The organism is Myxococcales bacterium, assembly GCA_022563535.1.
Classification (GTDB): domain Bacteria; phylum Myxococcota_A; class UBA9160; order UBA9160; family UBA4427; genus DUBZ01.
On record JADFNE010000070.1, the window covers coordinates 1 to 19,524 of the forward strand.

General features: G+C 60.5%; 18 protein-coding genes and 2 tRNA genes. 18 read left to right on the forward strand and 2 right to left on the reverse strand.

Annotated elements, in window-relative coordinates; all coding sequences use genetic code 11:
- Positions 1-83: 83 nt before the first annotated feature.
- The 15 genes from IH881_16815 (at position 84) to IH881_16885 (ending at position 14,733) form a co-directional block, all read left to right on the forward strand.
- Positions 84-1,277 carry a 1-deoxy-D-xylulose-5-phosphate reductoisomerase gene (locus IH881_16815; GenBank protein ID MCH7869358.1) on the forward strand — a complete coding sequence of 398 codons (1,194 nt, stop codon included), beginning with the start codon at positions 84-86 and terminating at the stop codon, positions 1,275-1,277.
- Complete coding sequence (rseP, locus tag IH881_16820; protein ID MCH7869359.1) at positions 1,274-2,971, forward strand: RIP metalloprotease RseP; 1,698 nt, start codon at positions 1,274-1,276, stop codon at positions 2,969-2,971. The genes IH881_16815 and rseP overlap by 4 nt, the downstream gene beginning before the upstream one ends.
- Positions 2,968-3,726 carry a tRNA (adenosine(37)-N6)-threonylcarbamoyltransferase complex dimerization subunit type 1 TsaB gene (tsaB, locus tag IH881_16825; GenBank protein MCH7869360.1) on the forward strand — a complete coding sequence of 253 codons (759 nt, stop codon included), beginning with the start codon at positions 2,968-2,970 and terminating at the stop codon, positions 3,724-3,726. The genes rseP and tsaB overlap by 4 nt, the downstream gene beginning before the upstream one ends.
- A gap of 300 nt (positions 3,727-4,026) precedes the next feature.
- The gene (gene ilvC / locus IH881_16830) at positions 4,027-5,049 is read left to right on the forward strand and encodes a ketol-acid reductoisomerase (protein MCH7869361.1); all 1,023 of its coding nucleotides are present in this window, start codon (positions 4,027-4,029) and stop codon (positions 5,047-5,049) included.
- 29 nt (positions 5,050-5,078) lie between these two features.
- Complete coding sequence (gene pssA / locus IH881_16835) at positions 5,079-5,936, forward strand: CDP-diacylglycerol--serine O-phosphatidyltransferase (protein ID MCH7869362.1); 858 nt, start codon at positions 5,079-5,081, stop codon at positions 5,934-5,936.
- Positions 5,933-7,480: a 2-isopropylmalate synthase gene (locus IH881_16840; protein MCH7869363.1), complete on the forward strand. Its 1,548-nt coding sequence runs from the start codon at positions 5,933-5,935 to the stop codon at positions 7,478-7,480. The genes pssA and IH881_16840 overlap by 4 nt, the downstream gene beginning before the upstream one ends.
- Positions 7,481-7,550: 70 nt before the next feature.
- Positions 7,551-8,633: a 3-isopropylmalate dehydrogenase gene (leuB, locus tag IH881_16845; GenBank protein ID MCH7869364.1), complete on the forward strand. Its 1,083-nt coding sequence runs from the start codon at positions 7,551-7,553 to the stop codon at positions 8,631-8,633.
- A complete protein-coding gene (locus tag IH881_16850; protein ID MCH7869365.1) occupies positions 8,630-9,640 on the forward strand; it encodes a hypothetical protein in 1,011 nt (336 codons plus the stop codon). The genes leuB and IH881_16850 overlap by 4 nt, the downstream gene beginning before the upstream one ends.
- 12 nt (positions 9,641-9,652) lie before the next feature.
- A complete protein-coding gene (gene truA / locus IH881_16855) occupies positions 9,653-10,453 on the forward strand; it encodes a tRNA pseudouridine(38-40) synthase TruA (GenBank protein MCH7869366.1) in 801 nt (266 codons plus the stop codon).
- 243 nt (positions 10,454-10,696) lie between these two features.
- Positions 10,697-11,149, forward strand: a complete 453-nt coding sequence (gene rplM / locus IH881_16860; GenBank protein MCH7869367.1) for a 50S ribosomal protein L13 — start codon at positions 10,697-10,699, stop codon at positions 11,147-11,149.
- Positions 11,142-11,531, forward strand: coding sequence for a 30S ribosomal protein S9 (gene rpsI, locus IH881_16865; GenBank protein ID MCH7869368.1), 390 nt, complete (start codon positions 11,142-11,144; stop codon positions 11,529-11,531). Before rplM ends, rpsI begins: the two co-directional genes overlap by 8 nt.
- A 117-nt stretch (positions 11,532-11,648) precedes the next feature.
- Positions 11,649-12,683: an N-acetyl-gamma-glutamyl-phosphate reductase gene (locus IH881_16870; GenBank protein MCH7869369.1), complete on the forward strand. Its 1,035-nt coding sequence runs from the start codon at positions 11,649-11,651 to the stop codon at positions 12,681-12,683.
- A 190-nt stretch (positions 12,684-12,873) separates the two neighbouring features.
- Positions 12,874-14,481 (forward strand): CTP synthase, encoded by a 1,608-nt coding sequence (locus tag IH881_16875; GenBank protein ID MCH7869370.1) that lies wholly within the window; start codon positions 12,874-12,876, stop codon positions 14,479-14,481.
- Between the two features lie 94 nt (positions 14,482-14,575).
- Positions 14,576-14,652, forward strand: a tRNA-Val gene (locus tag IH881_16880).
- 4 nt (positions 14,653-14,656) lie between these two features.
- Positions 14,657-14,733: transfer RNA gene (locus IH881_16885), tRNA-Arg, on the forward strand.
- Positions 14,734-14,741: 8 nt separating this feature from the next.
- On the opposite strand, the gene IH881_16890 is transcribed toward IH881_16885, so the two are convergent.
- Positions 14,742-15,572 (reverse strand): site-specific integrase, encoded by an 831-nt coding sequence (locus tag IH881_16890; GenBank protein ID MCH7869371.1) that lies wholly within the window; start codon positions 15,570-15,572, stop codon positions 14,742-14,744.
- A 258-nt stretch (positions 15,573-15,830) separates the two neighbouring features.
- On the opposite strand from IH881_16890, the gene IH881_16895 reads away from it, so the two are divergent.
- Entirely contained in the window at positions 15,831-16,625 is a 795-nt protein-coding gene (locus IH881_16895; protein ID MCH7869372.1) for a hypothetical protein, read from the forward strand.
- A 20-nt stretch (positions 16,626-16,645) separates the two neighbouring features.
- Here the strand turns inward: IH881_16895 and IH881_16900 are convergent, their stop codons facing one another.
- The gene (locus IH881_16900; GenBank protein ID MCH7869373.1) at positions 16,646-16,825 is read right to left on the reverse strand and encodes a hypothetical protein; all 180 of its coding nucleotides are present in this window, start codon (positions 16,823-16,825) and stop codon (positions 16,646-16,648) included.
- A gap of 179 nt (positions 16,826-17,004) precedes the next feature.
- On the opposite strand from IH881_16900, the gene IH881_16905 reads away from it, so the two are divergent.
- Both IH881_16905 and IH881_16910 read left to right on the forward strand, forming a co-directional pair.
- Entirely contained in the window at positions 17,005-17,493 is a 489-nt protein-coding gene (locus IH881_16905) for a hypothetical protein (protein ID MCH7869374.1), read from the forward strand.
- 573 nt (positions 17,494-18,066) lie between these two features.
- Entirely contained in the window at positions 18,067-18,546 is a 480-nt protein-coding gene (locus IH881_16910; protein ID MCH7869375.1) for a nuclear transport factor 2 family protein, read from the forward strand.
- Positions 18,547-19,524: the final 978 nt, after the last annotated feature.

Here is a 19,524-nt window from a genome sequence, read left to right on the forward strand (position 1 = left end):
GTCGACTATCAATCACGCGAGCGGCGCTTTGGCATGACGAGTTCGCAGGTGAGCGGGAACGGCGAACATCGGACGGATTCCGAGTGAAGCGCATTTCGATCCTGGGGAGCACAGGCAGCGTCGGCACCCAGACGCTTGCGGTGGTGGCGCAGAACCCGGAGAAGTTTTGCGTCGAGGCTCTTGCAGCGGGCAAGAACGTCGAATTGCTCGCGGACCAGATCAAGCAATTTGCTCCCAAGCTGGTTTCGGTGGCCGATCCCCAGTCCGCCGCGGAACTGGCGAAGCGCGTGGGGGAGGGAGTAGAGATCATGGTTGGCGATGCGGGCCTCGAGGCCGTCGCCAGCGTGGCGCCCTGCGACCTGGTGGTGGCCGCATTGGTCGGCGCCGTTGGGTTGCGCCCGACCCTGGCCGCGATTCGAGCGGGTCGCGATGTGGCATTGGCCAACAAAGAAGTCATGGTGATGGCCGGTGCGCTCATGTTGCGCGAGGTCAAAGCCCATGGCGTGACGCTCTTGCCCGTCGACAGCGAGCACAGCGCCATTTTCCAGGCCCTGTCGGGTCAGCGCAGCGAGGACGTCTCGCGCATTATTCTCACCTGCTCGGGGGGGCCCTTTCGGGGTTGGGATGCCGAGCGCATTTCACGAGCGACAATCGAACAAGCGCTCAACCACCCGAAGTGGGACATGGGACGCAAGATCAGCATCGACTCCGCCAGTCTGATGAACAAGGGGCTGGAGGTGATCGAAGCGCGCTGGTTGTTCGACGTTCCGCCGGAGTGCATCGACGTTGTGGTTCATCCTCAGTCGATCGTGCACTCCCTGGTCGAATTTCGCGATACCTCGGTGATTGCCCAACTCGGGCTACCCGACATGCGCGTCCCGATCGCGGTGGCGCTCGCCCATCCCGAACGATTGGCGCTGGAGATCCCACGCCTCGACCTCACGCAGGTCGCGCGATTCGACTTCGAGCCGCCCAACCGCGAGAATTTCCCCTGTCTCGATCTCGCCTATCGAGCGCTCGCAGGCAGCGAAGCAGCGCCCGCAGTGCTGAACGCCGCAAACGAAGCGAGCGTGGCCGCGTTCCTCGACGGAAGCATCGCCTTTGGTGAAATTGCTGCCATCAACGAACGCGTTCTCGACGAGCATCTGCACGAGCGAGCCGGAACACGCGTCGGTGACATCGACGAAATTGTCGCGGCCGACGCATGGGCCCGGGAGCGGGCACAAATCGCAATCGAACAATTCGCCCCCGACCAGCACGCCGAGGGGGCCGCATGACAATTCTCAACTATCTCTTCGCTTTGATCCCGATGCTCGGGCTGCTGATTTTCGTCCACGAATTTGGCCACTTCATTGTCGCAAAGGCGTGCGGTGTGCGGGTGCTCAAGTTTTCGCTCGGCTTCGGCTCTCCCATTGGCTTTGGTGACATGCGTCTGCGTTGGGTGCGCGGTGGGACCGAATACGTGATTGCCTGGTTCCCACTGGGCGGTTTCGTGAAGATGCTAGGCGAACAAATGCAAGGGGTGCAGGGCGAGGAAGGCGACGGTTCGGTCCCCGACGCCAGGCCCGACGAGTACCTCAGCGCAAAGCCGACCTGGCAGAAGCTCGCGATTACCTTTGCGGGCCCGGTCATGAATCTGCTGCTCCCGATTGTTGCTTTCGTCGGAATCCTGGCCGTCGGCATGCCACAACTCTCGCCGGTGGTGGGTATGGTCGAAGCCCATTCTCCGGCGGTAGCCGCGGGCTTGCGCGCCAATGATCGCGTCATCTCGATCGACGGCGAAGCGGTGACCAATTGGGACGGGGTCGCCAAGGCGATCCGCAAACACGACGACAGTCCCATTCACATCCGAGTGTTGCGCAAAGGGGACGAACTCTCCTTCGAGATTCCTGTGCAGATACGTTCAGGCATGGACGAGTTTGGCGGCGTGATCGAAATCGGCTGGATCGGTGCCGGACATCGGCGCTTGCCCACCATGATCGGTGTACCCCTGGCCGATTCTCCAGCCGCCCGGGCGGGATTGCTTTCGGGGGATCGCGTAAATCTCGTGGGTGGCGCTCCGGTCGAAGACTGGGAGACGCTCGCCGAGGTCTACGCCGCCGCAAACCACGGGGCGTCGCTGGCGGTAAGCGTCGAGCGCGGAATTGGCGACGCGGTCGAAACAGTGGAACTCGTGGTTCCGGCCGTAGCAACCATAAGCGAACTCGGGGTGATTCCCGCGGCCGTGCTGGTGCGGGACGTGAGCGACGACATGCCCGCCAAACTGGCGGGGTTGGCCAGTGGTGACCTGATTCTCGCGGTGGATGGCAATCCCATCGGGAGTTTCGCCAGCTTCGCCGAAGTCGTGCGCACCAGCGGAGGCCGGACACTCAATATCACCTATGCCCGCAACGGCGAGACGCGACAGGTTGAGATCGCGCCCGTCGAGAGCAAGATCCCCGGTCCGTTCGACATCACGGGAATGGAGCAGGTGGTCTATCTCATCGGGATCACCCACGGCTTTCCCACGCTGCCCGGGGTGCAACACATTGAAAAGATCCTCAATCCCCTGGCGTCAATTCCCAGGGCGACTCGGATGACGATCGAACGCTCGGCCTTGTTCCTGCGCAGCATGGGAAAGTTGATCAGTGGCGAAGTGGGACTCGAAAACGTCTCCGGTCCGATCGGGATCGCCGAGGTCGCGCGCAAATCCCTCGACATGGGCTGGATCGTCTATATCAACACCATGGTCTTCATCAGTATCAATCTCGGCTTTTTGAACCTGCTCCCGATTCCGATTCTCGATGGGGGCCAGGCGCTGATCTTCATGGTCGAAGGCATCAAGCGTTCCCCCCTTTCGTTGCGCAGTCGCGAAATCGCCCAGCAGATCGGTCTGACCTTCTTGCTCATGCTGATGGGCCTGGCCTTCTGGAACGATCTCTCCAGGCATTGGGGCAACTTCGTCGAATGGTTGCGCGGCACCGGACTGTGAACTCAGCCGGGGCGGCCAGTGTGAAGGGTGGGGGCGAACTTTGCCTCGCACTCTGTTCGGCGACCCGGATCGCGAGCGTGGCGCTGCTTGCGGGGGACAAGCTCGTGGTAGAGCGCGCCGCCGAGACCGACCGCCAGCAGGCCGAAAGTTTGCTGCCTCTGATCGACCGAGTCCTGCAGGAAAGCGAAATCCGGATCGACGATCTCGCCGCCATCGCGCTGTCGATCGGTCCGGGTTCTTTTACCAACTTGCGAATTGGCGTGGCCACGGTGAAGGGTCTCGTGTTGGGTACCCGGGTGAAGGTGATACCGATCTCTACCCTGCAGGCCCTCGCAGAAGCCAGTTCGGACACCGCGGCGGTGGTCGTGGGGGCGCTGAATGCCCAGCGCGGAGAGGTCTATGCGGCGGGCTTCGCGGGTTCGGATCAGGGCTTTGCTCCCCGGGAAGATGTATTGCCCGAACTCGTTTACAGCGCCGACGAGTTGGCCGAGCGATTGCCTTCGGGTTGCCGGATTGTCGGCGACGGGGCGTTGATCGTGGCTGAGAGGCTGCGGGAACTGCGGAGTGATGAGATCCGCTGCAACCTGGACGAAGTCCTGGAACCGAGTGCTTCGAGCATTGGCCGTCTCGCCCTGTCTCATCTGGCCGCGGGCAAGGACGTTGCGGCTTCGGCTCTCGCGCCGCGATATGTGCGCCGGGCCGAGGCAGAGGTCAGCCGGACCGCAGAGCGCTTCGAGCCGCCCAGCGGCGTCTGATTGGCCGGCGAAATCGCCGGGTCGGCGCTTTCTGCGGGCTCGGAAGCCTCCTTTGACATCGCAGGAAACCTCTCGTAGTCTCGCGGAGTTAGCCCATCGGGACCAAGCTAGAGGGCTACCCTGTAGCGCCGCGCTTTCGGAGACCAAAGTCTCTCGGCAAGGCTTCCGGCAAAATGCTGTATTCCGGTCCGTCGTGCGCGGGAGTACGCAGCGCGGGGACACCCGTGACGAAACGCAATTACGACGTGGCGAGCCCGATCGTCGCAGTCGCAATTGAAGAAAAAGGGAATGAACCGACCGATGGCACTCAACATCTATTACGACAAAGACGCAGATCTTGGCCGCCTGGAAGGCAAGACCGTGGCGATCATGGGCTATGGCAGCCAGGGGCACGCCCACGCCCAGAACCTCGCCGCTTCGGGAGTGAACGTGGTGGTCGGCCTGCGCAAGGATTCATCGAGTTGGTCGAAGGTCGAGGCCGCCGGGTTGTCCGTCACAACGGTCAGCGAAGCCGCGAGCCGCGCTGACATCATCATGCTGACACTCCCCGATGAACTCGCGGCGGATGTGTACGCCAACGAAATCGCGAGCAACCTCGAGCCCGGCAACTATCTCTGCGTGGCCCACGGATTCAATATTCATTTTGAAGCGATTACGCCGCCCGAAGACATCGGCGTGTTCATGGTGGCACCCAAGGGCCCCGGGCACACGGTTCGCGATCACTACGAAAACGGCAAAGGTGTGCCCTGCCTGGTCGCCGTGCATCAAGATCCCACCGGTGACACCCTGCAGATTGCACTCGCCTATGCGAGCGCGATCGGCGGTGGCCGCGCGGGCATCATTGAAACCACCTTCCGAGAAGAGACCGAAACCGATCTGTTCGGCGAGCAGGCTGTTCTGTGCGGTGGGCTGACGGCGCTGATGAAGGCGGGCTTCGAGACTCTGGTCGAAGCGGGCTATGCGCCCGAGATGGCCTACTTCGAGTGCATTCACGAGGTCAAGTTGATCGTCGACCTGATCTATCAGGACGGCATCGCCAACATGCGCTACTCGGTTTCGAATACCGCCGAGTACGGCGACTTTGTGAGTGGACCTCGGGTGATCGACGCCGATACCAAGGCGCGCATGAAAGATATCCTCACCGAGATTCAGAACGGCGAGTTTGCCAAGCGCTTCATCCTCGAGAACAAGTCCGGGGGCATTGCGTTCAAGGCCATGCGTCGTCAAGCCGCCGAACATCCGATGGAAGAAGTCGGCGCGCGTCTGCGCGGCCTGATGCCCTGGCTCAAGGAAGGGCAGTTGGTCGATCGCGCGAAGAACTAGCCGACCCAACGGTTGAAGGGGGTCTTTGAGTGGGTACCGACGCCACGGAAGTGAAGACCGCACGCAAGGGGAGGCGTCGGCGGCGCGGTTCGCGCAGGCGAGCATCGTCCAAGGGCTTTGCTCCGCTGATTCCCCACATCCTGACGACGGGCAACCTCGCGGCCGGGTTCTACGCCATTGTCAAGGCCAGCACCGGGGACCCCGTACAAGCCTCCTGGGCGATTCTCCTGGCCGGGATCTTCGACGTCCTCGACGGTCGCGCGGCCCGGATGACCAATTCCGTCACCAAGTTTGGCATGGAATACGACTCGATTGCCGACACCGTCTCCTTTGGCGTGGCGCCGGCGATGATCGCGTTTCACGCGGGTCACTTCATGGAGTTGGGGTGGACGGGCTGGGTGATGGCGTTTGTCTTCACGGCGTGCGCGTCCCTGCGGCTGGCGCGTTTCAACGTAACCTCTGGAAAATACCGCGGACGTTTCGACGGATTGCCGAGTCCTGCGGCTGCAGGCATGGTGGTTTCGACGGTTTGGTTTGTCGGGTTTCTGCGTGAGAGCGGGATCCATGTGAACATGCCCGCGATGCTTCCCGCGTTCGGTTTGGCATTGATCGGCCTGTTGATGGTTTCGCCGATTCCCTATCTCAGCAACAAGGACTTGCCTTCCTTTAGCGGCTACCGGGCCATTACGATTGCGGTCGTGGTCTTCATCGCCTTGATCGCAAAACCCGAGGTCAGCTTTTTCATCGTGGGCATCGTGTACGTGACTTCGGGTCCCTTTGAACTCTACTACCGCTACCGCACGGGTAAAATTCTCGAGCGCGTCAATCCGGATGAAGAAGCGAACGTTGCCGGAGCCGACACAACGTCTCCTGGGGGACCATCATGAGTCGTGAATTGATTCGAATCTTCGATACCACCTTGCGTGACGGAGAGCAGTCGCCGGGCTGCAGCATGAACCGAAACGAAAAGCTGACTTTGTCGCGCCAGCTGGAACGACTCGGGGTCGACGTCATTGAAGCTGGCTTTCCGATTGCGAGTGAAGGTGACTTCCAGGCGGTCGATGCGGTCGCAAGAGAAATTCGCAACGTGATCATTTGCGGGCTGGCGCGCACTTCGAGCGAAGATGTCGATCGCGCGGCCAAGGCGCTCGAACACGCGAACACCCCCCGGATCCACACCTTCATCGCAACCAGCGATATCCACCTCAAGCACAAGCTGCGCATGAGTCGCGAGCAGGTCCTGGCCGAGGTCGATCGCGCGGTTCGCCAGGCTCGGTCGTTTGTGGACGACGTCGAGTTCTCCGCCGAAGACGCGACCCGCTCCGATATCGACTATCTAGTGCAAGTCTTCACGACCGCCATCGAGGCCGGGGCCACGACCCTGAACGTCCCCGACACCGTCGGGTACACGACCCCGGACGAGTACAAACGGCTGATCTGCGATCTGCGGGCGCGGGTGCCCGGTGCCGCAGACGTGATTTTCTCCGTCCACTGCCACAACGATCTCGGTCTCGCGGTGGCGAACAGCCTCGCGGCCATTGGCGCGGGAGCGCGTCAGGTCGAGTGCACGGTCAACGGAATTGGCGAACGGGCGGGCAATACATCCCTCGAAGAAGTGGTGATGTCCCTTCGCACCCGGCGCGATCAATTCGGCAGCGTTGATACCGAGATCAATACCCAGGAAATCTATTCGTCCAGTCGCCTGCTTTCTTCGATTACCGGTGTCCCCGTCCAACCCAACAAAGCGATTGTCGGGGAGAATGCCTTTGCCCACGAGGCGGGTATCCATCAGGACGGCGTGCTCAAGGCGGCGATCACCTACGAGATCATGACCCCCGAGTCGATCGGACGGGCTTCCAACGAACTCGTGCTCGGCAAACATTCTGGTCGTCACGCGTTTCACGAGCGACTCGAGGAACTGGGGATCAACGTAGAGGGTGAGGAATTCGAAAAAGCCTTCCGGCGCTTCAAGAGTCTGGCCGACGCCAAGAAGACGATCTTCAACGAGGACATCGAAGCCATTGTCGCCGACATGGTCGAAACGGATGAAGACCGCTTCGTACTCGGCGAACTCAGTATCACCTGCGGGACCTTCGGCACGCCGAGTGCGACCGTCGAGATCACGGTGGACGGTCACCTGAGCAAGTGCACGAGTCTCGGCGTGGGACCTGTAGACGCGATCTTCAAGGGCATCAGCGAACTCACCGAAACCAAGAGCGTGCTCGAGAAATACCAGGTGCACGCCGTGACGGCGGGGCTCGATGCCCTGGGCGAAGTCTCGGTGACGGTGAGCGAGGAGGGGCGCCGGGTGATCGGTCGTGGGGCACACGAAGACGTTCTGGTCGCCAGCGGCAAGGCCTACGTCCACGCCCTCAACAAACTCGAATGGCACAAGCGGCGGCGCCAGGTCGCTGCGCCCAAGGGAATCTGACTCGAGCGCATGCTCGCGCCGATCTCGTCCCGCTCAATCTACTTGCAACTAGAAACGGAAAGGAAAGTCGATGGATCGTATTGTTGTACTGCCCGGTGATGGGATCGGTCCCGAGGTCACACGGCAGGCACAGCGCGTGCTCGAAGTGGTTTGCCAACGGCACGACATCAAGCTCGTCTTCGAAGAAGCGCTGATCGGCGGAGCTTCGATCGACGCGAAGGGCACTCCTCTTTCAGATGATGTGATCGAGCGATGTCGAGACAGTAGAGCCATCCTGCTGGGTGCCGTCGGCGGCCCGAAGTGGGACGATATGTCTGTGGATACCCGGCCAGAGAAGGGACTCCTGGGCATTCGCAAGGCGTTGGGATTGTTTGCCAACCTGCGCCCCGCCCAGGTCTTCTCTGCCCTCGCCCAGGCTTCGAGTCTGCGACCCGAAGTGGTCGAAGGCATCGACATGCTCGTCGTGCGCGAATTGACCGGCGGCATCTACTTTGGAGAGCCGCGCTTCATCGATCGATCGGGGCCAGTGCGCCGGGCCAGCAACGCAATGGTGTACGACGAAAATGAAATCGCGCGAATTTGCCGGGTGGCCTTCGAAGCCGCCGGGGGGCGACGCAAACATCTGACCCACGTCCACAAGGCGAACGTGTTGGAAGTCTCGCAGTTGTGGATGGAAGTCGTTGAAGAAGTTGCGAAGGACTATCCCGAAATCGAACTCGCCCACCAGTTGGTGGATTCATGCGCGATGCTGTTGGTGAAGGAGCCGCGCCGTTTCGACGTCATCGTGACGGGGAATCTGTTTGGAGACATCCTCTCGGACCAGGCCGCCATGATCACCGGTTCATTGGGCATGCTTCCCTCGGCGAGCCTCGCTGAGGGAGGGCTCGGTCTGTATGAGCCCGTGCACGGCTCGGCCCCGGACATTGCCGGCCAAGATCTCGCCAACCCCCTCGCCGCAATCTTGAGCGGGGCCATGCTGCTCGAGCACTCTTTCGGCGCCCACGAAGCGGCCGGTGAAATTCGCGCTGCCGTCGACGCGGTGCTCGATGCCGGACACCGCACCCGGGACATCGTGCTCGAAGGCGAAGACCGACCGACCATTGGCTGCACTGAGATGGGCGACCGTGTCCTCGAACAATTGGGGCAGGCATGAGTAACGAGTCGAAAGGGTTGCGTGTCGGGATCGCGGGGGCGTCGGGAACCCTTGGGCGAGAACTTCTCTCAGTCTTGTCGGATCGCCGCTTTCCGGTGGAAGAACTCAAGCTCTTTGCGACGGACAAATCAGTCGGCGAAGAAATCGATTTTGGTGTCGAGTCCGTTGTGATCGAATCCGCGCCCAAGACCCTGCGCGGTCTCGATCTATTGATGATCTGCACGCCGCCGGCGGTCGCGCTGGATCTAGTGCGCGACGCGCTGCACAGCGAAGTGACGTGTATCGATTGTACCGGCGCGATGGCGGCGGGATCCTCCGAAGTCCCGCTCTACGTCGCCGATCTCTGTGCACCGGATCTGATTCGCAACGCGCCAGTGATTGCTTCGCCCGCAGGCGTGTCGCTGGCGTGGTCCCATGTACTGGCGGCGATCGAGGGGGCATCGGGAATCGAACGCGTGGTGGGTACGGTGCTGCATTCGGCGTCCCGTGCGGGTCGCGCAGGGATCGACGCATTGTCAGCCGAGACCTTGAACCTGCTCAATCAAAGAGACGTACCGCCCGACGATGTCTTCCCGAGCCAGGTGGCCTTCGACTGCTTCGCGCTTCCGGGTGAACGGGAAGGGGACTTCGCCGCCAGTTGCGAGAGCGACTTGCTGCGTGACGTTCGCCGGTTGGTCGCGACGGATCTCGCAATGACGACGACGTCCATTCAGGTGCCGACGTTTGTCGGCGACGGCAGCGCACTCTCAGTCCAGACCCGGCGTCCCCTTTCGGTCGAACAAGCCCGCGAATTATTTCGCAAAGCCCCGGGCCTCGAACTCTGGGACGAGGACGATATCGGTCCATCTACTCGCGAGACCGCGGGCCAGGACTTTGTGGCGGTGGGGCGGGTGCGCCGGGATCCCTCGGTCGAGAATGGCATTCTGCTTTGGGTTGCAGCGGACACCCTGCGGCTTGCGGCGATCAACGCCGCCAAGATCGCCGAGACCTGCCTGGGCACCGGCTGAGGAGCGCTGCGGGTGCGCGATTTTCGCCTGGTTCTCGAATACGACGGTTCCAACTTTGAGGGATGGCAAATCCAGGCCGGTGATTGCCGGACCGTGCAAGGCTGTCTGCTGGTCGCCGCCGAGAAGATTTCGCAAGCCCCGGCTCGAGTCCAGGGTTCTGGGCGCACCGATTCTGGGGTTCACGCGGAAGGGCAGGTCGTAGCGCTCTCTCTCGACACGAGTCTCGACAGCGGAGAGCTGCTCCGCGCGCTCAACGGCAATCTACCTCGGGACGTGGTGGTGCTCTCGGCCGAGCCGGCTTCGGCTGACTTCGACCCCCGCAGACAGGCCGTCTCCAAGCTCTACCGCTATGCCATCTGGAACGGCCCACTGCGCTCCCCCTTGCGGGAAGGACGTTGGTTGCACTTCCCGCGGGCGCTCGATCTCGAGGCGATGCGCAGCGCTGCCCAGATGCTGTTGGGCGTGCACGATTTTGCCTGCTTCCAGGCGGCGGGTTCGGAGGTCGAAGGGACCGTGCGAGAGTTGTTTCGGATCGACATCCTAGGGGTTCGAGGGGGAGAGATTTTGATCGAAGTCGAGGGGTCGGGGTTCTTGCGCCACATGGTGCGGAACATCGCCGGGACACTTCTCGAAGTGGGTCGCGGGCGACGGGCGCCCGGTTCCATGGCTGCGTTGCTCGAGAGCCGCGACCGCGGACAAGCCGGTCCCACGGCGCAGGCTTTGGGCTTGACCCTGGTCTGGGTGCGGTATGCGGACTCGCCGCCCGGCGCATTGGGCCCCGGCGAGGTTTCCCCTGGAAAGTCAGCCCGTTAAGGCCTCTTTGCACGGTCGATCCCACTTGACGTGGGCGTGCCACTCCGTTAAAAATTGCCGGTCCCATATTTGGACAACCCCAGCAATCCCGACAATCAGACGGCTGGATGGCTGGGTTGAGAGACGGTTGAGAGACAGACCGTTGAGAGACGGTTGAGAGACGGCTGTTTTTTGCACCCCGAACTGCCCGGATCCACGATCCTGGCGTTCGGGCTGCTGTGACGAGTGAGGAGAGCAACCCCAATGGGAGCCACAGCGCACAAGGCGACCCAGAGCACCAAGCCTGCGGAGGTCGAGCGAGGTTGGTTTGTGGTCGACGCCACGGATCTGGTGCTCGGCCGGCTGGCCACACGCATCGCCAGCGTGCTGCGCGGCAAGCACCGGCCGATCTTTACCCCCCATGTCGACACCGGGGAGTACGTGATCGTGGTGAACGCCGAAAAGATCAAACTCACGGGCAACAAGCTCGCGCAAAAGAAGTACTACTCACACTCGGGCTACAAAGGCTCGCTGAAAGAAATCACGGCGGGGAAACTTCTGGCTTCGGCCCATGCAGACCGTGTGGTTCGCAAGGCCGTGACGGGTATGCTGCCCAAGGGTTCTCTCGGTCGGAAGATGGCGACCAAGCTCAAGGTCTACACCGGTCCCAATCATCCCCACGCCTCACAGAAACCAGAGGAGCTGAAACTTGGCTGAGGTCACAATCGCCACTGGCAAGCGCAAGAGCGCCATCGCCCGGGTGCGGATCATGGCTGGCTCGGGCCAGATCATTGTCAATGGTCGCGCCTTTGACGAGTATTTTCCGCGGCCCGCACTGCACAAGGTCGTGCAACAACCGCTCGCGGACACCGAAACCCTCGAAACCTATGACATCCACGCAAACATCTGCGGTGGTGGCATCTCTGGCCAGGCCGGTGCCTTGCGCCACGGGATCGCCCGGGCGCTCGAGAAGCTCGATCCGGCGCGCCGCTTGACGCTGAAGCAGGCGGGGTATCTCACGCGAGACTCCCGTCGCAAGGAACGCAAGAAGTACGGACAGAAGGGCGCTCGCGCGCGCTTCCAGTTCTCGAAGCGTTGATCCTCGAGGGGATATGAGCTTTCTCTCGAAACGGGAGGCCCTTCGGGTCTCCCGTTTCCTTTTGAGACGACTTTTGAGTATTAACGGGTAGCTGAGACAGACAAAAAGAGAACTGAGATGAGAGTTGCGATCATAGGCGCGAGTGGATACACGGGTCTCGAACTGGTGCGCATCGTGCTGCGCCACCCAGAACTCGAGTTGGCCGTGGTGACATCCGAACAGCGCGTCGGGAAACCGGCGGCCGACTGCTTCCCCGCGCTTCGCGGCCTGACGGATCTGTGCTTCGAGGCCAACGATCCCCAGAGCCTGGCCGGGCGAGTCGATGTGGCCTTCAGCTGTCTACCCCATGCGGCCTCGGCCACGACCGTGGCTGCACTCCGCAAGGCTTCGATCGTGACCCTGGACATCTCGGCCGATTTCCGGCTGCGCAGCAAAGCGGTCTACGCCCAGTGGTATGGCGAGCACAAAGCCCCTGAGCTCTTTGGACAGGCGGTATACGGCATGCCCGAAATCTACCGGGAGCTGCTGCCGGGTGCTGCGCTGATCGCGGCGCCGGGTTGTTACCCGACCGGTGCCTTGCTCCCGATGCTGCCTTTCTTGCGCGCGGGGGTGGTGGAAACCGATGGAATCTTCGTCGACGCCAAGTCCGGGGTCTCCGGCGCCGGGCGCAGCCTGCAGGAGGGTTTCTTGTTTGCAGAACTCGACGGCAATTCCCATGCGTACAAGGTGGGGAGCCATCGGCACGGGCCAGAAATGGAACAGGAGGCGAGCCTCGCGGCCAATCGGGATGTCAGCTTGACCTTTGTCCCGTATCTGATTCCCACCATCCGCGGAATCGTCACCAGCGTGCTGATGCGTTCGCGGGGCGTTCTCAGCGCCGATACCGCGCAAGAAATTCTAGCTACGGCCTATGCGGACGAACCCTTCGTCAGGGTGTTGCCCCCAGGAGAAACGCCAAAGCTGCAGTCGGTAAAAGGAAGCAATTACTGCGATGTATCAGTGACGCTGGACGAGCGCACCGGGAACGTGGTTGCGCTCTCTGCGATCGACAACCTGGTGAAGGGCTCGGGCGGTCAGGCGGTTCAATGCCTGAACGTCATGCAGGGTTGGGACGAGACGACGGGACTAACCGAAATGGCGCTGCTGCCGTGAGTGCAAACACCGTTTGGCAGAAGTCGAGCGATGCGAGTGATGGTAGTCAGTATGCACATCGGATACTCTCTATTCGACCCCCACGGTTCACCCTATCGCACGCAGTAATGCATCGACCTCACCCGATGCAGCTTGAGCTGACGAATACTGACTCGATGGAACAAGTGAATGGGGGAGGGGGGAGGCGATGATGCACGCAAGGCAAACCAAATACATTTTTGTAACGGGGGGCGTGCTCTCTTCGTTGGGCAAAGGTCTCGCTTCGGCGTCCATCGGCGCGCTGATGGAAGCGCGCGGTTTGCGGGTCACGTTTCTAAAGCTGGATCCGTACCTGAACGTCGATCCCGGAACCATGAATCCGTTTCAACACGGCGAGGTTTACGTCACCGAAGACGGCGCCGAAACCGATCTCGATCTCGGCCACTACGAACGCTTCACCACATCGGTGCTGAGCCAGGTGAACAACGTCACCGCGGGCCGCATCTACGACACCGTGATCGCCAAAGAGCGCCGCGGCGACTACCTGGGTGGCACTGTCCAGGTTATCCCCCACGTGACGGATGAGATCAAAGAGCGCATCTACGAAGCAGCGCAGAACATCGACATCATCTTGGTCGAAATTGGCGGCACCGTGGGCGATATCGAATCGCTGCCGTTCCTGGAGGCGATTCGCCAGTTTCGCTCCGAGGTCGGCCGACAGCACACCTGCTTCATTCATGTGGCACCCGTGTTTTATCTGGCGACCGCGGGAGAGGTCAAGACCAAGCCCGTCCAGCACTCGGTGAAAGAGCTGCAGTCGGTGGGGATCGCGCCCGACATCATTCTCTGCCGCACTGACCGCTTCCTTTCCAAGAGCATCAAGGCCAAGATCGCGCTCTTCTGTAATGTCGACGAAGACGCCGTCATTACGGCAAAAGACGTCGACACCATCTACGACGTGCCGCTCGTGTTTGCGGGTGAGGGTCTGGACGAAAAAATCAGCCAGGTGCTGAACATGTGGACGGGGCGACCCGACCTGCGGAAATGGGAAGAACTTTCGACGGCCTTGCGCAACCCCGAAGGCCAAATCACCATCGTGATGGTGGGTAAGTACGTCGATCTCACCGAATCGTACAAGAGTCTGAACGAAGCGCTGGTGCACGGCGGCGTATCGATCAAAACCAAAGTGGTCATCGAGTACGTCGATTCAGAAAAGCTCGTCGACGCCAGTGTTCTTTCACAGGCAGACGGGATCCTGGTTCCCCACGGCTTTGGTTCGCGTGGGGCCGAAGGAAAGATTCGAGCGGTGCAATACGCGCGCGAAAACAAAATCCCCTATCTCGGGATTTGCTTCGGCATGCAACTCGCGGTCTGCGAATTTGCCCGCAATGTCGCAGGACTTGAGGGAGCCAACTCCACGGAAGTGAGTAGCGATACGCCGCATCCTGTGATCGCGCTGCTACCCGGCCAGGAAGAGATCGAAGACAAGGGCGCGACCATGCGCCTGGGTGCCTATCCCTGTGTATTGAAGGAGGGGACCCGAGCCCACGCGGCCTACGGCAAGACCGAGATCAGCGAACGCCACCGACACCGCTACGAATTCAACAACGAGTACCGAGAGCGCCTGTCGGAAGCGGGAATGGTCTTTTCGGGCATGTCACCGGACGGCAATCTCATCGAGGTCATCGAACTCCCAGATCACCCCTTCTTCATAGCGTCTCAGTTCCATCCGGAGTTCGCCTCCAAGCCCTTCGATCCCCACCCTCTGTTCGTGGCCTTCACCGAAGCCGCCCGAGCCCACCGGGACGAGGAGGCCTAGGCCGGCCACTTCCCATCTTTCCGCTTCCCCACTTTCCAGCTGCCCAGGCCAGCTTGCAATCCGCGCCGTTGGCGCTAAAAACTGCTTTCTTGATGGGACGTTAGCTCAGTTGGCTAGAGCACTGCCTTCACACGGCAGGGGTCGGTGGTTCGAGTCCACTACGTCCCACCATGCTGGCCCGGTAGCTCAGCTGGATAGAGCACCAGCCTCCGAAGCTGGGGGTCGTGCGTTCGAATCGCACCCGGGTCACCATTTTTCAACTACTTACGAGGTTCAGAAAAAATCCTGGGACGGTTCGGGACGGTCCTGGGACGGTAAGCACTTTCGCCTCTTGGAGTTGCCAGAAAACCCAGATCATCGTCGGCCTTGTGCATGGCATGGGCATAGGTCCGAAGCGTAATGGTCGGGTCCGAGTGCCCCAGGATCTCTGCCACCCACTTGATGTTCCGGCCAGACTCAAGCGCCAATGTCGCAAACGTATGCCGGCAGCAATGCAGGTTTAGTGGTCGAACCTCCTTCTTGGCTGCGGCGGTAGTGAGTCGCGTGAACGAACGGTTGAAGTTCCGCTCCATAAGCTGCTGGCCTTGGGCCGAGAGGAACACCCAGCCCGGATCGGCGAAGCCTTCTCGTCGATGCCGCGTCTCGGCCATGTCGTGCAGCACGCCTGCCAGTTCAGCCGACAGCGGGACTTCGCGCGCCTTGCCGCTCTTCGGCACTGTGACCTTCCCGCGAACCATTGCCCGGCGAATCGTGATCCTCAAGCGATCAAAGTCCACATCCCCCCAGCGCAGCGCAAGCATTTCGCCGCGCCGCATTCCGGTGTGCAGCAGTGCGAGAACGGCGGGGTATATGGTCTTCTCTTTGGCTTCTGCAATCTCGAGCAGAGTGCGTGATTCCTTGAACGTCCATGAATCAATGCGCCCGACTTCCTTTTTGTAACGCCTTGCCACAGTGCTCACGATTTTCCTGGCACCTTTGGCCGGATTCTTGTCGAGCAAACCTTCCTCAACGTACAGCGTGCAGACGCGGCGCAGCAGCGATACTGCATTGAACGCAACAGCCTCAGATTTCCCAGCTTCCATTTTTGCCAAGCGTGCTGGAGCCCGCGTCACAGAAACCGTTGTATTTACCGAAACGGGCGGTCAGGCAATGCGAGAGGCGGCCAGAGAATTCGGATTGAAACTTGTTGTTCAGCCACTCAAAGAGTCGAGCGATGAATCGGACACCGAATAGCGCGATTCAACTGACCGCTGTACCGTCCTGGCATCAACCTTTTCAGGCTCGGCGGAGCGGACGGCGCGATTCGGTGCCGCCTATCTTCGATCCGTCAGACAGCGTGGGAGTCGTCTATGACGATCGCCGGGCTCGACGAAGCATGGCCAGTCAACTTCGCCAAGGTGCGCCCAGGCTATGCGGTCCCGAGCTGGGATGTCACGGTGCGCGAATCCACCGTGGCGCGGCTCGCGCGCGGCGTTCACGAAGTCGCGAGCGACCGGATCCCGACCGCATTGGCTGGCAATCTAGCAGTTGGGATCGCCTTTCGCGTCTTGCCGCGAAATATCCTGCACACGCGTCAACAGATCGAAGTCATCGGCACCGCCAAGGTGGGCGAAACGCTGCGCGTTGCGACCGACATAACAACGGTGACCAATCGGCGCGGCAAGGCCTATGTCTGCTTCCAGGGCAGCGTCTGCAATGCCGAAGGTGAGCCGCTATGGATGACTGCTTCAGAGTTCGTTGTGCCTCAAGCGCCGACCCTAGGCCTCCCGGAAGCGGCTAGCGAGTCGCTCGCTTGGCCAAATGATCTGACTGACACGCAGGACGCCGAACAGATTCTGGATCTCGCATCGATGGCCGCATTCGCGGGCAAGGGCAATTTTCATTCGGATCGCGAGATCGCACAGCGCTTCGGCTACGCGGCACCCGTCGCCCAGGGCATGCACACCGCCGCACTCGGTTTCAAGTTGGTTACAGCTTCTGGCCATCCCTGGCCCGCGCGTGGCCGCTGTGATATTCGCTTCATCGGCACCGCACTCGAAGACGATTGCCTGATGCTACAAGCCGGCCGTTCAGCCGGCACGAAGCGACATTGGCTACGCGCGCAACTCGCCGGCAAGACGATCATGGTCGCGTGTTTCGACTGATCCTTGTCAGTAGATCAAGCTTAGTAGATCAAGTCGACCGCACAGAATTGTGCCCGCGGTAGCGCCGCGGTAAAGAATGCATTCGGCCCCATATAATCGACGCCTTGCACGCCGGAGCGCACGCGGATCTCGGTCGGCGCGGCGAGCTTGCCAAGCGTCATCGGCAGGTTGGGCTCGGTGAGTATCTGTGACTCGCGCAAACTCAGGCGAGCGCCCGAGAGTGGCGCCGCGCCCGCCGCCCAACAAGCCGCCCAACCGGACGCTGAATAGCGCGATTCAACTGACCGCAGTACCTTTTGGCATCAACTTTTTCAGGGTCGGCGACCTCGGTGGCGCTATTCAACGCCGTTGAACTCCGATCCGTTAGGCGGCGGAACTATTGGAAAGTATTCCCGACATCTATTCGCTTCTCGCGGAACTCGCGATAGCCCTAGCAGGATTTAGTGGCGTTTCCTCGACTTTTGCGGGACGCGAACGCTTGTTCCGTCCAATGGAGCGAACCCGACTACAAGCTGTTCTGCTCAGCTCGTCTAGTGTTCTTGCCGGCTGTCTGGCGCTCTATAGCGCCTCTAGCGTCGGGTTGGACGAAGCCGAATCGGCCTCAGTTTCCGCCGCTGTGGGCATTGTTTTTACCGTACCGAACTTGGCATTTCTTATTCCAACCGCTTTGCGACATAGGAAGGATTCCGATTCGACGACCGAGATCTGGGTCATCTACACCGTCTCCCTATACAGCTTGGCTCTCCTTGCCCTTCTCGGAATCATTGCGGCGCAAAAAGGCGACCCCAATCTTCTCGTAGTCGGATTTTCCTCCCAGTTGCTGTTTGGTCTGTGGATGTTCGTCCGTCTGTTGACTCGCCCGAACTAAAGGTTGATAGAGAAACTGGCTGTTCCGCCGTCTAGCTTCAGATTTGAAGTGCAACATACACCCAGTTTCGCGGGCAGGTCGTCGCGAACAGCCGCCCAACAAGCCGCTGCAGCGGCCCCACCAGCCATCTGTTTTCCCGCAAAGTCACATGCACTCCACCGCTGCTTTCCCGTAATGTCAGGGTCTGCCTGCCGTGTGCTTTTCCGAAAAAACACTCTCTATATTTTATATAGGGTGACATTACGGGAAAACAGAGAGTGAGCAGGTGGGGATGTGAGTTTGCGGGAAAACAGATGCGACCATATCTGTCGTTCCGACGTGACCTTGTGTTGCACGACCGCGACTGACGTGGGTCCGCCATAGTGAGGATCTGCACGCGACGGGTCGATGCGATCAATGTTCGCCAGAGAGCTTGAATTGTAGTGGTACTGTAACTGAGCTAGTTAAATTTGGTCGGCTCGGCTACAAGGGAATGGGGGATTGTCTGCGCTATACCACCCGACGATTGACAAGACCGGCAATCTCGAATACCTGACACTTACCCGAAGCGATAACCAAAAGGCAGGAAACCGGATGTCTAACGTGGATGAACCTCGAGCGCCGCTGCCGCCGTTCGACTTGGAAACCGCCCAACAGAAAGTCCAAATGGCAGAAGACGGCTGGAATTCTCGTGACCCCGCCAAGGTTTCATTGGCGTACACGGCCGACAGTGTCTGGCGAAACCGTTCCGAGTTCCTGGCGGGGCGGGAGGCCATTGTCGAATTTCTCACCCGCAAGTGGTCGAAAGAGTTGGACTACCGGCTGATCAAGGAACTGTGGGCATTCGACAAGCGGCGCATAGCCGTGCGCTTTGCATACGAATGGCACGACGATTCGGGGAACTGGTGTCGATCATATGGCAATGAGAATTGGGAGTTCGCGGACAATGGACTCATGCAGCGCCGAATCGCAAGCATCAACGATCTCCCAATCGCAGTAAATGACCGCAAATATCACTGGGCACTTGGACCAAAGCCGGCAGATCATCCGAGCCTTTCCGATCTTAATCTGTAGTCCCGAAGACAGTGATGGCTCTCTCATTTCAAGGTTTGACATAAGACCCTTAGCCTCAAGCGGTCAACGCAGCACATCGTGAGCGTCTAGTTTCTCCGGAACGTCAACCCCTACCGGCTTCCCGTTTTCCCGCAATATCACATGCACCCCCACCACTGCTTTTCCGTTTTGTCAGGGTCTGCCTACCCCGTGCTTTCCCGAGAAGTCACTCTCTATATTTCATATAGGGTGACATTACGGGAAAACAGGCGAGAGAGGAACGTAGTTCCGATTCGCGAATAGCGGTGGTAAGCCCCGCTGGCGGCATGGCATACTGTGTCGTCAGGGTCGGGTCCGGTCAGCACTGTTGCTGGCCGCTGAATGCCGATCCGTTAGGTGCAGGCGCGACTGTGCGGGAGACCCGTTGACGACCGAAACTCTTCTCATCGACCGGCGGTTCCATGGACCTCCGGAATCGGGCAACGGTGGTTACGTTTGCGGGCTCCTCGCGCAGTTCATTGACGGTGCCGCTGCAGTTCGACTGCGTGTACCCCCGCCACTCAGCACGAACTTGGAGGTGCGACGCGCAAAAGGAAGCGTCGCGCTCTTCGACGACGATGCCCTCATTGCGGAAGCGCGTCCTGCAACGGTCGAGATCGAGCCCCTCGAGTCGCTGAGCTACGAAGATGCGGATGCGGCTTCTCGTCGGTTTCGTGGGTTCGACTCTCATTGGTTTCCGTCTTGTTTCGTCTGCGGCCCTGACCGTGATCCAGGCGATGGGCTCGGTATCTTTCCTGGCCCCGTCGACGGACGCGATCTAGTCGCATCCCCGTGGATTCCTGATTCGTCCCTCGCCTCTGTGAAGAATGTGGTTGCTCCAGAGTTTTTGTGGGCAGCCCTTGATTGCCCGGGAGCCTTCTCTTTTGTCGAACCGGCACAAGGAGTAGTACTATTGGGCGAGCTTCAAGTCGCTCTCATGGGAGAAATATCCGTGGGCGA

What these genes read in the sequence shown, in the direction of transcription:
- rseP (MCH7869359.1), top strand. Translation starts at nt 1,274, where the DNA reads ATGACAATTCTCAACTATCTCTTCGCTTTGATCCCGATGCTCGGGCTG.
- ilvC (MCH7869361.1), top strand. Translation starts at nt 4,027, where the DNA reads ATGGCACTCAACATCTATTACGACAAAGACGCAGATCTTGGCCGCCTG.
- IH881_16840 (MCH7869363.1), top strand. Translation starts at nt 5,933, where the DNA reads ATGAGTCGTGAATTGATTCGAATCTTCGATACCACCTTGCGTGACGGA.
- leuB (MCH7869364.1), top strand. Translation starts at nt 7,551, where the DNA reads ATGGATCGTATTGTTGTACTGCCCGGTGATGGGATCGGTCCCGAGGTC.
- IH881_16850 (MCH7869365.1), top strand. Translation starts at nt 8,630, where the DNA reads ATGAGTAACGAGTCGAAAGGGTTGCGTGTCGGGATCGCGGGGGCGTCG.
- rplM (MCH7869367.1), top strand. Translation starts at nt 10,697, where the DNA reads ATGGGAGCCACAGCGCACAAGGCGACCCAGAGCACCAAGCCTGCGGAG.
- IH881_16870 (MCH7869369.1), top strand. Translation starts at nt 11,649, where the DNA reads ATGAGAGTTGCGATCATAGGCGCGAGTGGATACACGGGTCTCGAACTG.
- IH881_16875 (MCH7869370.1), top strand. Translation starts at nt 12,874, where the DNA reads ATGCACGCAAGGCAAACCAAATACATTTTTGTAACGGGGGGCGTGCTC.
- IH881_16895 (MCH7869372.1), top strand. Translation starts at nt 15,831, where the DNA reads ATGACGATCGCCGGGCTCGACGAAGCATGGCCAGTCAACTTCGCCAAG.
- IH881_16910 (MCH7869375.1), top strand. Translation starts at nt 18,067, where the DNA reads ATGTCTAACGTGGATGAACCTCGAGCGCCGCTGCCGCCGTTCGACTTG.